Consider the following 12,757-nt stretch of genomic DNA (forward strand, 5'->3'; position numbering starts at 1 on the left):
AGCCAATAAGATGACCATTGCAGATATTCAGAGCACGACCGACGCGAAGATGAACCAATCGCTCGCGGCGTTCCAGAGCAACCTCACCAAGATCCGCACCGGCCGCGCCAACTCGGCACTGCTCGACTCGATCCATGTCGAGTACTACGGTTCGCAGGTGCCGCTGAGCCAGGTGGCCAACGTGTCGGTGCTCGACTCGCGCACCATCAGCGTCCAGCCCTGGGAAAAGGGCATGGGCGCCAAGATCGAGAAGGCCATCCGCGAAAGCGACCTGGGCCTGAACCCCGCCTCGATGGGCGACCTGATCCGCGTGCCGCTGCCCGCCATGAGCGAAGAGCGCCGCAAGGAAATGACCAAGCTGGTGCGCAACGAAGGCGAGAGCGCCAAGATCGCCACGCGCAACCTGCGCCGTGACGCCAACGAAGCGGTCAAGAAACTGGTCAAGGACAAGCTGGCGTCCGAAGACGACCAGAAGCGCGCCGAAGCCGAGATCCAGAAGGTCACCGACCGCCACATCTCGGAAATCGACCGCCTGGTCACGGCCAAGGAAGCGGAGATCATGGCCGTTTGAGGCCTGCCATGGCCTCGTCATCGCCGCGCATCCCTCACCACGTTGCCATCGTCATGGACGGCAACGGCCGTTGGGCGACGCGGCGCTTCCTGCCCCGCGTCGCGGGGCACAAGCAGGGCGTCGAATCGCTGCGCCGCTGCGTCAAGGCCTGCGCCGACCGCGGCGTGGGCGTGCTCACGGTGTTCGCGTTCTCCTCGGAGAACTGGAACCGTCCCGTCGAGGAAGTCTCCGGACTCATGGAGTTGATGGTCGGTGCGCTCGCCCGCGAGGTGCCCCGGCTCAGCAAGGACGGCGTGCGGTTGCATTTCGTCGGCGAACGAGCCGGCCTGTCGCCGAAGATGGTGGCGGGCCTGGTCGAAGCCGAGGCGGCCACCGCGCACAACGCGCGCATGGTGCTGAATGTCTGCTTCAACTACGGCGGCCGCTGGGACATCGCGCAGGCCGCGGCCAGGCTGGTTGCGCAAGGCGAAGCCATCACCGAGCTCAGCCTCGACCGCGCGATGGCGCTGGCCCACGTGGCCGACCCCGACCTGTTCATCCGCACCGGCGGTGAGCAGCGGTTGTCGAACTTCCTGCTCTGGCAGAGTGCCTACGCCGAGCTCTTCTTCAGCGACAAGCTGTGGCCTGAATTCGACGAGGCCGCGCTGGACGAGGCCATCGCCGCGTTCCAGGGCCGCGAGCGCCGCTTCGGTCAAACCTCGGCACAGGTCTCGGCCCCCCAAGGCCAGACGGCCTGACGGCCCGACAACCCCTCTCGCATGCTCAAACAACGCATCCTCACGGCGATCGTGCTGCTCGCGATCCTGCTGCCGGCGCTGTTCTATCCAAGCCACATTCCCTTTGCCTGCGTGATGCTCGTGCTGATCGGCGCGGCGGCCTGGGAGTGGGGGCGCCTGAACGGCTACGGCCAGCGGCTGTCGGTGTTCCTGGGCATCGAGACGGTGGTGCTGTGCGCGCTGTCGTGGTGGCTGGGCTTGCTGAACCAGCCGCTCGCATTGATGTGGACCCTGGCCAGCGCCGCCTGGGTGCTGGGCGGTGCCGCACTGCTGCGCGTGGCGGTGCCGGGCTGGCCCCGCATTCCGCGCGGGCTGCGGCTGGTCGGCGGCCTGCTGGCGCTGTGGGTGGCCTGGCTTGCCGCGGTGCAGGCGCGCATGGTCGGCATCAACTTCCTGCTTTCGATCCTGGTGCTGGTGTGGGTGGCCGACGTGTTCGCCTATTTCGCCGGCCGCGCCTTCGGCCTGAAGTTCACCCGCAACAAGCTGGCCCCCGCGATCAGCCCCGGCAAGAGCTGGGAAGGCGTGTGGGGCGGCATGATCGGCGTGGTGGTGCTGGCCTTTGCCTGGGTCTGGGCCGACAAGGCGGCGGGCGCCACGGTGGCCAGCCTCTACACGCGGCTCCATGAGCGCGGCTGGTGGCTGTTGCTGCTCGGCGCGCTGTTCCTTGCGGCGATGAGTGTCGTGGGCGACCTTGTCGAATCTCTCATTAAACGCAGCGCCGGCGCCAAGGACAGCAGCCGGCTGCTGCCCGGCCACGGCGGCGTTCTCGACCGCGTGGATGCCCTCTTGCCCGCGCTTCCCATTGCCATGATGCTGGCCTTCCTGTGAACACTCCCAGACAACGCGTGACGGTGCTAGGTTCGACCGGTTCGGTCGGTGTGAGCACGCTCGACGTCATTTCGCGCCACCCCGAGCGCTTCGAGGTGTTCGCGCTTTCCGCGGCCACCAAGGTCGATGAACTGCTGGCGCAGTGCGCACAGTTCTCGCCGCGCTTCGCCGTCATGGCCAGCGCGCCGCATGCGGCGCTGCTGGCCGACAAACTCAAGCAGAATTCGCTCGGCACGGTCGTCCTGACTGAGGATGATGCTCTCGAAAAGATAGCGTCGCACGACGAGGTCGATGCCGTCATGGCCGCCATCGTGGGCGCCGCGGGCCTTGCACCTTGCCTCGCGGCGGCGCGTGCCGGCAAGCGGTTGCTGCTGGCCAACAAGGAAGCGCTGGTGGTTGGCGGCGACCTGTTCATGCGCACCGTGCGCGAGGGCGGCGCCACGCTGCTGCCGATCGACAGCGAGCACTCGGCCATCTTCCAGTCGCTGCCCGAAGACCCGTCGACCTGGCCGCGGCGCATCGACAAGATCATCCTCACCGCCTCGGGCGGCCCGTTCCGCACCCGCTCGCCCGACACGCTGGGCACAGTCACGCCGGAGCAGGCCTGCGCGCATCCGAACTGGGTCATGGGCCGCAAGATCTCGGTCGACTCGGCCACGATGATGAACAAGGCGCTCGAGGTCATCGAGGCCCGGCACCTGTTCGGCGTGACGCCCGAGCAGATCGAAGTGGTCATTCATCCGCAGAGCGTGGTGCATTCGATGGTGCAGTTCACCGACGCCTCGGTCATCGCGCAGCTCGGCACGCCCGACATGCGGGTGCCGATCGCGGTCGGCCTGGCCTGGCCGGAGCGCATCGAGAGCGGTGCGGCGCGGCTCGACTTCCGTCAGATGTCGGCGCTGAGCTTCGAGGCGCCCGACGCCATGCTGTTCCCGGGGCTGGGCCTGGCCTGGCAGGCGCTGCGCGCCGCGCCGGGCACCACGGCCGTGCTGAACGCCGCGAACGAAGTGGCGGTCGAGGCCTTCCTCGACCGGCGCCTGCGTTTCGACCGCATTCATGCGGTCAACATGGAAACTTTGGAAGCGGTGTCGCCCTCCAAGCCCGCATCGCTCGCCGACCTGCTGGCGCTCGATGCCAGCGCCCGTGCGGCCGCGAATGCCGCGGCGCTGCGTTTCGCGGCCTGACACCCCCCTGGAAACCGAGGACTCCGATGTTGCTCACTGTCATAGCCTTTGTGGTCGCACTCGGTGTCCTGATCGCGGTGCACGAGTACGGGCACTACCGCGTCGCGGTGGCCTGCGGCGTCAAGGTGGAGCGGTTTTCGGTCGGCTTCGGCAAGGCGCTGCTCCGCTGGCAGCCCAAGCGCCAGCATCCGGGGCAGCAGACCGAGTTCGTGATCGGTGCGTTCCCGTTCGGCGGCTACGTCAAGATGCTCGACGAGCGCGAAGGCCCCGTGGCGCCCGAAGAGCGCCATCGCGCCTTCAACACCCAGCCCCTGCGTTCGCGCGCGGCCATCGTGGCCGCGGGCCCGATCGCCAACCTGCTGCTGGCGGTGGCGCTCTACACGGCGGTCAACTGGATCGGCGTGCAGGAGCCGGTTGCCAAGCTGGGGCGTCCCGTGGCGGCGTCGCTGGCCGAGGCGGCGGGCCTGCGCGGCGGCGAGCACGTCACGCAAGCCGGCTTCGACGGCGACCTGTCGCCGGTGCAGTCCTTCGAAGACCTGCGCTGGCGCATGACGCGCGGCGCGCTCGACGGCCATGACCTGACGCTGGAGATCGCGGGCGAAGGCGGCAAGCCGGCGCGGCAGGTGCTGCTCCCGCTCAGCCGCATGGAGACCAAGGACGCCGATCCGCAGATGTTCCGCAAGATCGGCGTACTGGCGCCGCTCACCCGGCCCGAGATCGGCGAGGTGATGGCGGGCAGCGCGGCGGAGCGTTCCGGCCTGCGCAACGGCGACGTGGTGCGCGCCATCGGCGACACGGCCATCGTCGACGGGCAGCAGCTGCGCGAGGTGATCCGTGCCTCGGTCGACGGCGACCAGCCGCGCGTGCAGGCCTGGCGGCTCGAGCGCGGCGGCCAGCCGCTCACCATCGACGTGAAGCCCGAGGTGCGGGAAGAGGGCGGCGCGAAGGTCGCCCGCATCGGCGCCTACGTGGGCGCGGCCCCTGAAATGGTGACGGTGCGCCAGGGCCTGGTCGACGGCGTCTGGCGCGGCGTGGTCCGCACCTGGGAGGTCTCGGCGCTGACCGTGCGCATGATGGGCAAGATGGTCATCGGCGAGGCATCGCTCAAGAATCTGAGCGGTCCGCTCACCATTGCCGACTACGCGGGCAAGTCCGCGAGCCTCGGTTTCACGCAATATCTGGTCTTCCTGGCGCTCATCAGCGTGAGCCTCGGGGTCCTCAATCTCATGCCGCTGCCGGTCCTCGATGGGGGGCACCTGATGTATTATCTTTGGGAGGGCCTGACCGGCAAGAGCGTCTCTGACGCCTGGATGGAACGGCTTCAGCGCGGGGGTGTCGCCCTGCTGCTGGTCATGATGTCGGTCGCACTCTTCAACGACGTCACGCGGCTCTTTGGTTAACTTTCTGCCGGCCCTTTCCGTGCCGGCTCAATTCACAGATGAACAAAAACTTCAATCGCTTTCGCCTGCGTAGCGTTGCCGCGGTGGTTGTCAGTGCGCTTGCGGCCACTGCAGCCTGGGCCGTAGAGCCTTTCACGGTTCGCGACATTCGCGTCGAAGGCCTGCAACGCGTTGAAGCCGGCACGATCTTCGCATCGCTGCCGCTGCGCGTGGGCGATACCTACAGTGACGAGCGCGGTTCGGCCGCCATCCGTGCGCTGTTCGATCTGGGGTTGTTCAAGGATGTGCGCATCGACGTCAACGGCAACGTGCTGGTGGTGATCGTCGAAGAGCGGCCCACCATCGCCGACGTCGATTTCGTCGGCACCAAGGAATTCGACAAGGCCGCGCTGCAGAAGGCGCTGCGTGAAGTCGGCCTGGCCGACGGCCGCCCGTACGACAAGGCGCTGGCCGACCGCGCCGAGCAGGAGCTCAAGCGCCAGTACGTGAGCCGCAGCCTGTACAACGCGCAGGTCGTGACCACCGTCACGCCCATCGAGCGCAACCGCGTCAACCTGACCTTCACCGTGACCGAGGGCGATTCGGCCCGCATCCGCGAAGTGCACGTGGTCGGCAGCAAGGCCTTCAGCGAATCGACGCTGCTGAGCTTGTTCGACCAGGACAGCGGCGGCTTCATGAGCTGGTACACGAAGTCGAACCAGTACTCGCGCGCCAAGCTCAATGCCGACCTGGAAACGCTGCGCTCGTACTACATCACGCGCGGCTACCTCGAGTTCCGCATCGACTCGACGCAGGTCGCCATTTCGCCGGACCGCAAGGACCTGACGGTCACGGTCAACATCACCGAAGGCGAGAAGTTCGTCGTGTCGAGCGTGAAGCTCGACGGCAATTACCTCGGCCGTGACGACGACTTCAAGTCGCTCATCACCATCAAGCCCGGCGAGCCGTACAACGGCGAGCAGGTCACCGAGACCACCAAGGCTTTCAACGACTACTTCGGCACCTTCGGCTATGCGTTCGCACGCGTACAGGCGCGCCCGGAGATCGACCGCGTCAACAACCGTGTGGCACTCACGCTGCAGGCCGAGCCGGCGCGCCGCGTGTACGTGCGCCGCGTGTCCGTCGGCGGCAACAACAAGACTCGCGACGAAGTCATTCGCCGCGAGTTCCGCCAGTTCGAAGCCTCCTGGTACGACGGCGACAAGATCAAGCTTTCGCGCGACCGCGTGGACCGCCTGGGCTTCTTCACCGAGGTGAACGTCGACACGCAGGAAGTCGCGGGTTCGCCCGACCAGGTCGACCTGACCGTCAACGTGGCCGAAAAGCCCACCGGCAGCCTGCAACTCGGCGCCGGTTACTCGAGCGCGGAAAAGGTCGCGCTGACCTTCGGCATCTCGCAGGAAAACGTGTTCGGCTCGGGCAACTTCCTGGGCGTGCAGGTCAACACCAGCAAGTACAACCGCACGCTGTCGCTGACGACCACCGACCCGTATTTCACGCAGGACGGCATCTCGCGCACGATCAGCCTGTATCACACCACCACGCGTCCGTACTCGTCGTCGATCGACGGCGACTACAAGCTGGTGAACCAGGGCGGCTCCATCCGCTTCGGCGTGCCGTTCAGCGAAGTCGACACCGTGTTCTTCGGTGTCGGCCTCGAACGCTATGCATTCGACGCCAACAGTTCGACGGCCTTCTCGGGCCTGACCACGCCGCCGTCGTACCTGAGCTACTTCCAGTGCAAGAAGGACCCGACCGGCATCCTGGTGACCGGCTGCGACCAGAAGAGCGTCTGGGGTGTTCCGCTGAGCATCGGCTGGGGCCGCGACAGCCGCGACAGCGCGCTGATCCCGACCACGGGCCGCCTGCAGCGCGCCAACCTCGAGGTGGGCGCGGCTGGCGACATGAAGTACGTCAAGACGAACTACCAGTACCAGCAGTTCTTCGCGATCAACAAGCAATACACCTTCTCGATCAACGGCGAGGTCGGCTACGCGAAGGCACTGGGCAACAAGGTCTACCCGATCTTCAAGAACTTCTACGCCGGCGGCCTGGGTTCGATCCGCGGCTTCGAGCAGAACTCGCTCGGCCCGCGCGACCTGCCGCTGTTCGGCCAGACCGAAGGCGCTGCCATCGGCGGCACCAAGAAGGCGATCTTCAATGCCGAGCTGAGCACGCCGTTCCCCGGCGCCGGCAACGACCGCACGCTGCGCCTGTACGGCTTCTTCGACATCGGCAATGTGTTCGGTTCGCGCGCTGCCGGCCTGACCGATGCACAGTGGAAGGCCGAGAAAAAGCTGCGCGCTTCCGTCGGCCTGGGCGTCAGCTGGATCTCACCGCTGGGCCCGCTGCGCCTGGCTTATGCCTTCCCCGTCATGTCTCAGAAGGAAGTGGTCGATCCCAGCACCGGGTTCATCACGATCCCGAAGGATAGAATTCAGCGCCTCCAATTCCAGATCGGAACGTCTTTCTAAATGAAGCATTTGATTCGCGCCGCCGCCGGTGCGTTGTTGATTCCCGCGTTCGTGCTCGCTGCGGCGCCCGCGCAAGCGCAGGAAACCTTTCGCATCGGTTTCGTGAACCCGGACCGCGTGTTGCGTGAGGCTCAACCGGCAAAGACCGCGCAGGCGAAGCTCGAAGCCGAGTTCCTGAAGCGCGAGAAGGACGTGACCGCCCAGGGCGACGCCCTGAAGGCGGCTTCCGAGAAGTTCGAGCGCGAGGCGCCGACCTTGTCGGAAAGCCAGCGCACCAACCGCCAGCGCGCGCTGGTCGACCAGGACCGTGACTTCCAGCGCAAGCGCCGTGAGTTCCAGGAAGACCTGAACTCGCGCAAGAACGAAGAGCTGCAGCAGGTCTACGAGCGCGCCAACCGCGTGGTGAAGCAGGTCGCAGAAGCAGAAAAGTACGACGCCATCCTTCAGGAAGCGATCTACATCAATCCGAAGCACGACATCACCGACAAGGTGATCAAGGCGCTGAACGCGTCGGTCAGCTCTCCTGCGCCTGCGGCTGGCAAGTAACGCCGGGAGCCGGCGTGTCATTGCAGCTCGGAGCCATCGTTGACGCCCTAGGGGGCGAGCTTCATGGCGATGCAGCGCTGTCCATCGAGCGGCTTGCGCCGCTGCAGAATGCACAGCCCGATGCGCTCAGTTTCCTGAGCCATCCCAAATACCAGCAGGAACTGGCGGCCTCCAAGGCCGCCTGTGTCATCGTGTCGCCCGCCATGAGCGAGGCGGCCGCGGCGCGCGGCGCGTACATCGTCACGCCCGACCCCTACTTCTACTTTGCCCGCCTGACGCAGCTCTGGAAGGCGCATCACGCGCGTCCGGAGGCCGACATGGTGCATCCCAGCGCGGTGATCCACGCCGGCGCGCAGGTCGACCCGACGGCGCGCATCGGCGCGCTGTGCGTGGTGGAGCGGGGCGCGCGCATCGGCGCGGGCACCGTGCTGAAGTCGCGCGTGACCGTCAGCGAAGACTGCACGATCGGCGAGCGTTGCCTGCTGCATCCCGGCGTGGTCATCGGCGCGGACGGCTTCGGCCTGGCGCTGCACCAGGGGCAGTGGGTCAAGATCGAGCAGCTGGGCGCGGTGCGCATCGGCAACGACGTGGAGATCGGCGCCAACACCTGCATCGACCGCGGCGCGCTCGACGACACCGTCATCGAAGACGGCGTGAAGCTCGACAACCTGATCCAGATCGGCCACAACGTGCGCGTCGGCAAGAACACCGCCATGGCGGGGTGCGTCGGCGTGGCCGGCAGTGCCGTCATCGGCGCCAACTGCACCTTCGGCGGCGGCGCCATCGTGCTGGGCCACCTGAGCGTGGCCGACGGCGTGCACGTGTCCGCCGCCACGGTGGTTACCCGTTCGATCCACAAGGCCGGCCAATACACCGGCATGTTTCCCATCGATGACAATGCGAGCTGGGAAAAAAATGCGGCAACGCTCAAGCAGTTGCACAGCCTGCGCGAACGACTGAAGGCGCTGGAGAAGGCTCCCTCGAAAAAATGACGACGATGCAGGAACAGAACATCATGACCAAGCCAGCGATTGCGCTCGATATCCACCAAATCCTCAAGCTGCTGCCGCACCGCTACCCGTTCCTGCTGGTGGACCGCGTGCTGGACATGGAAAAGGGCAAGCGCATCACGGCGCTGAAGAACGTGACCATGAACGAGCCGTTCTTCAACGGCCACTTCCCGCACCGTCCGGTGATGCCGGGCGTGCTGATGCTCGAAGCCATGGCGCAGGCGGCCGCGCTGCTGTCGTTCCACTCGCTGGACATCGTGCCGGACGACAACACGGTCTACTACTTCGCGGCCATCGACGGCGCGCGTTTCAAGCGGCCCGTGGAACCCGGCGACCAGTTGACGCTCGAAGTCGAGATCGAACGCATGAAAGCGGGCATCTCGAAATTCAAGGGCCGAGCCCTGGTTGGCAGTGAACTCGCCTGCGAGGCGACGCTGATGTGCGCCATGCGCCAGATCAACTGATCCGGCTGCAGTCACCACAAGGCATGACCCAGGTTCATTCGACAGCCGTCATCGATCCCCAGGCCGAACTCGACGCCTCGGTGTCGGTCGGCCCCTATACCGTGATCGGCCCGCACGTGCGTGTGGGCGCGGGCACCACCATCGGCGCGCACTGCGTGATCGAGGGCCGCACGACCATCGGCCGCGACAACCGGATCTTCCAGTTCTCGTCGCTCGGCGCCGTGCCTCAGGACAAGAAATACGCCGGCGAGCCGACCGAGCTCGCCATCGGCGACCGCAACGTGATCCGCGAGTTCTGCACCTTCAACCTCGGCGTGCCGGGGGCAGGGGGCGTGACGCGCGTGGGCAACGACAACTGGATCATGGCGTACACGCACATCGCGCACGACTGCCATGTCGACAACCACACCACGCTGGCCAACAACACCACGCTGGCGGGGCACGTGCACCTGGCCGACTGGGTCACGGTGGGCGGGCTCACGGGCATCCACCAGTTCGTGTCGGTCGGCGCGCACGCCATGGTTGGCTTTGCCAGCGCGGTCACGCAGGACGTGCCGCCCTTCATGCTGGTCGACGGCAACCCGCTCGCGGTGCGCGGCTTCAACATCGTCGGCCTGCGCCGCCGTGACTTCTCCTCACAGCGGCTCGCGGCCGTGAAGCAGATGCATCGCCTGCTGTACCGCCAGAACAAGACGCTCGACGAGGCGCGAACCGGCATCGCAGCGCTGGCGGCCGAGATGCCAGAAGCATCCGGCGACGTCGCGCTGATGGAAGCCTTCCTCGCCAGCTCGACGCGCGGCATCGCGCGCTGACGTGACGACGATGCAGAAGGACGGACAGCGGCGTTTCGCGCTGGTCGCGGGCGAAGCGTCCGGCGACCTGCTCGCCGGCCTGCTGCTCGACGGACTGCAAGCCCGTTGGCCTGGCCTCGAAACCGTCGGCATCGGCGGTCCCCGCATGCTGGCCCACGGCTTCCAGAGCTGGTGGCCGCAGGAAAAGCTGGCGGTGCGCGGCTACGTCGAGGTGCTGCGGCACTACGCCGAGATCGCCGGCATCCGCCGCCAGCTCAAGGCGCGGCTGCTGCGCGAATGGGCCGAGCTCTTCATCGGCGTGGACGCCCCCGATTTCAATCTCGACCTCGAAGCCGGCCTGCGCAGCCGCGGCATGAAGACGGTGCATTTCATCTGCCCGTCGATCTGGGCCTGGCGCCCGGAGCGCATCGAGAAGGTCCGCGCCGCCGCCGACCATGTGCTGTGCATCTTCCCGTTCGAGCCGGCCTTGCTGGCCGAGCACGGCGTGGCGGGCAGCTACGTGGGCCATCCGCTGGCCAACGTGATCCCTATGACGCCCGACCGCGCCGGCGCCCGCGCCGCCATCGGCCTGGCGCCCGATGCGCAGGTCGTGGCCCTGCTGCCCGGCAGCCGCCGCTCCGAAGTGCGCTACCTGGCCGCCCGTTTCTTCGCCGCTGCCGCGCTGATGCACAAGCAGCGCCCCGGCGTGCAGTTCGTGGCGCCTATCCTGCCGGGCCTGCGTGCCGAGGTCGAAGGCCTGCTGCAGGCCAGCGGCATGACTGGCCGCGTGAAGCTGCTGGACGGCCAGTCGCACGCCGCGCTGGCCGCCTGCGACGCCACGCTGATCGCCAGCGGCACCGCCACGCTCGAGGCCGCGCTGTTCAAGCGGCCGATGGTCATCGCCTACAACATGAACGCGCTGTCGTGGCGTCTCATGCAGCGCAAGCAGCTGCAGCCGTGGGTGGGCCTGCCCAACATCCTGTGCCGTGACTTCGTGGTGCCCGAACTGCTGCAGGAAGCCGCCACGCCCGAGGCGCTGGCCCAGGCCACGCTGGCCTGGCTCGACGCGCCCGGGAAGACGCAGGCGCTGCAACAAAGATTTTCAGAGCTGCATGTGCAATTGCAGCGCGATACGCCGACACTTTGCGCCGATGCGATCCAGAAAGTTCTTGAAGGCTGAGCAGGCCCCGCTGGTGTGGGACGCTCCAGGCTTGATGGCGGGCGTCGACGAGGCGGGCCGCGGTCCGCTGGCCGGCCCCGTGGTGGCCGCCGCGGTGATCCTGGACGACCTGCGGCCGATCCGCGGCCTGGCCGACTCCAAGACGCTCACGGCGCTGCAGCGCGAACGCCTGCACGACCAGATCCTGGCCAAGGCGCTGTGCTGCTCCATTGCGCAGGCCACCGTCGAAGAAATCGACACCCATAACATCCTGCAGGCCACCATGATCGCCATGCGGCGCGCGGTCGAGGGGCTGCGCCTGAAGCCGGTGAAGGTGCTGGTCGACGGCAACCGCCTGCCCACGCTCGACGTTCTGGCCGAGGCCATCGTCAAGGGCGACGCGCGCGTGAAGGCGATTTCCGCCGCGTCGATCCTGGCGAAAGTGCACCGCGACCGGCTCTGCGAACAGCTGCACAACGAATTCCCGCACTACGGCTTTGCCGGCCACAAGGGCTACGGCACTCCCGAGCACCTGGAGGCGCTGCAGCGCCACGGTGCCTGCGTGCACCACCGCAGGTCCTTCAGCCCCGTGGCCGCGGCGCTCGCGCGCACGGGCGGCACGCTGAGCGTGGTGCTGCCGGCGGATGCGGCGCAACCGGCCATGGTGATCGGCATTGCCGAGCCGGTGCGCCTCGACCTGCGCACGGCGCCCTGAACCCCCGATGACCTCCGACACCGGCGCGAGCCATATCAGCTCGCGCGACAACCCGCTGCTCAAGGACCTGCGCAAGCTCGCGCAAGACCCGGGCGCCTACCGCAAGCTGGGCCGTATCTGGCTCGAGGGCGACCACCTGTGCCGCGCGGCACTGGCACGTGGCGTGAAACCGGCCATCGCCGTGTTTTCAGAGTCTTTTTGGCCCAACGCGCCCGTCGAATGGTCGCATGGCGCTATCAAAACAGTAGTGGTGAGCGACGACCTGCTGCGCGGCGCCAGCGGGCTCGAGTCGCCCGCGTCGATGGGTTTCGTGCTCGACCTGCTGGCGCGTCCCGAACTCATTCCCGATGCGCCCAGCGTCGTGCTCGACCGCCTGCAGGACGCCGGCAACGCAGGCTCCATCCTGCGCAGCGCGGCCGCCTTCGGCTTCACCCAGGTGATCGCGCTCAAGGGCACGGCCGCGCTGTGGGCGCCGAAGGTGCTGCGCGCCGGCATGGGCGCCCATTTCGGCCTGCGGCTGATCGAGGGCGTGGACGCCGAGGCGCTCGACGCGCTGCGGGTCCCGCTGGTCGCCACCAGCTCGCACCGCGGCGACTGGCTCCACAAGGCCGAGCTGCCGCATCCCTGCGCCTGGCTCATGGGCCACGAGGGGCAGGGCGTGTCGGCGGCGCTCGAGGCCCGCGCCACGCACCATATCCGCATTGCGCAGCCGGGCGGCGAGGAGTCGCTCAACGTGGCCGCCGCGGCCGCCATCTGCCTGCACGCGAGCGGAGCAGCCCTGCAGGGCAAATAACACACTCAGACCGAGCTACAATCGGGGGCTTACTCGCAATAGCGTC

The 12,757-nt window shown here is 67.3% G+C and carries 13 protein-coding genes; all 13 read left to right on the forward strand.

Annotation, left to right across the window (positions count from 1 at the left end):
* Positions 1-10: 10 nt before the first annotated feature.
* The 13 genes from frr to BM013_RS22770 are packed head-to-tail and all read left to right on the forward strand — an operon-like array spanning position 11 to position 12,711.
* Positions 11-571, forward strand: a complete 561-nt coding sequence (gene frr / locus BM013_RS22710) for a ribosome recycling factor (protein WP_093129893.1) — start codon at positions 11-13, stop codon at positions 569-571.
* An 8-nt stretch (positions 572-579) separates the two neighbouring features.
* Positions 580-1,308 (forward strand): polyprenyl diphosphate synthase, encoded by a 729-nt coding sequence (uppS, locus tag BM013_RS22715; RefSeq protein ID WP_093129894.1) that lies wholly within the window; start codon positions 580-582, stop codon positions 1,306-1,308.
* A gap of 21 nt (positions 1,309-1,329) precedes the next feature.
* The gene (locus tag BM013_RS22720; protein WP_093129895.1) at positions 1,330-2,175 is read left to right on the forward strand and encodes a phosphatidate cytidylyltransferase; all 846 of its coding nucleotides are present in this window, start codon (positions 1,330-1,332) and stop codon (positions 2,173-2,175) included.
* Entirely contained in the window at positions 2,172-3,359 is a 1,188-nt protein-coding gene (gene ispC / locus BM013_RS22725) for a 1-deoxy-D-xylulose-5-phosphate reductoisomerase (RefSeq protein ID WP_093129896.1), read from the forward strand. The genes BM013_RS22720 and ispC overlap by 4 nt, the downstream gene beginning before the upstream one ends.
* Before the next feature lie 26 nt (positions 3,360-3,385).
* Positions 3,386-4,759 carry an RIP metalloprotease RseP gene (gene rseP / locus BM013_RS22730; protein ID WP_093129897.1) on the forward strand — a complete coding sequence of 458 codons (1,374 nt, stop codon included), beginning with the start codon at positions 3,386-3,388 and terminating at the stop codon, positions 4,757-4,759.
* 38 nt (positions 4,760-4,797) lie between these two features.
* Positions 4,798-7,233, forward strand: coding sequence for an outer membrane protein assembly factor BamA (bamA, locus tag BM013_RS22735; protein WP_093129898.1), 2,436 nt, complete (start codon positions 4,798-4,800; stop codon positions 7,231-7,233).
* Positions 7,234-7,779 (forward strand): OmpH/Skp family outer membrane protein, encoded by a 546-nt coding sequence (locus BM013_RS22740; protein ID WP_093129899.1) that lies wholly within the window; start codon positions 7,234-7,236, stop codon positions 7,777-7,779. It abuts the gene before it with no gap.
* Positions 7,780-7,793: 14 nt separating this feature from the next.
* The gene (gene lpxD / locus BM013_RS22745; protein WP_093129900.1) at positions 7,794-8,771 is read left to right on the forward strand and encodes a UDP-3-O-(3-hydroxymyristoyl)glucosamine N-acyltransferase; all 978 of its coding nucleotides are present in this window, start codon (positions 7,794-7,796) and stop codon (positions 8,769-8,771) included.
* A gap of 23 nt (positions 8,772-8,794) precedes the next feature.
* On the forward strand, positions 8,795-9,253 hold the full coding sequence (gene fabZ / locus BM013_RS22750) for a 3-hydroxyacyl-ACP dehydratase FabZ (protein WP_007836981.1): 459 nt from the start codon (positions 8,795-8,797) through the stop codon (positions 9,251-9,253).
* 23 nt (positions 9,254-9,276) lie between these two features.
* Positions 9,277-10,065 (forward strand): acyl-ACP--UDP-N-acetylglucosamine O-acyltransferase, encoded by a 789-nt coding sequence (gene lpxA / locus BM013_RS22755; protein ID WP_093129901.1) that lies wholly within the window; start codon positions 9,277-9,279, stop codon positions 10,063-10,065.
* Positions 10,066-10,075: 10 nt separating this feature from the next.
* A complete protein-coding gene (lpxB, locus tag BM013_RS22760) occupies positions 10,076-11,224 on the forward strand; it encodes a lipid-A-disaccharide synthase (RefSeq protein ID WP_093129968.1) in 1,149 nt (382 codons plus the stop codon).
* Positions 11,196-11,918 (forward strand): ribonuclease HII, encoded by a 723-nt coding sequence (gene rnhB / locus BM013_RS22765; RefSeq protein ID WP_093129902.1) that lies wholly within the window; start codon positions 11,196-11,198, stop codon positions 11,916-11,918. The genes lpxB and rnhB overlap by 29 nt, the downstream gene beginning before the upstream one ends.
* A gap of 7 nt (positions 11,919-11,925) precedes the next feature.
* Positions 11,926-12,711: a TrmH family RNA methyltransferase gene (locus BM013_RS22770; RefSeq protein ID WP_093129903.1), complete on the forward strand. Its 786-nt coding sequence runs from the start codon at positions 11,926-11,928 to the stop codon at positions 12,709-12,711.
* Positions 12,712-12,757: the final 46 nt, after the last annotated feature.

It is taken from the genome of Variovorax sp. OK605 (assembly GCF_900115445.1).
Classification (GTDB): Bacteria; Pseudomonadota; Gammaproteobacteria; order Burkholderiales; family Burkholderiaceae_C; genus Variovorax.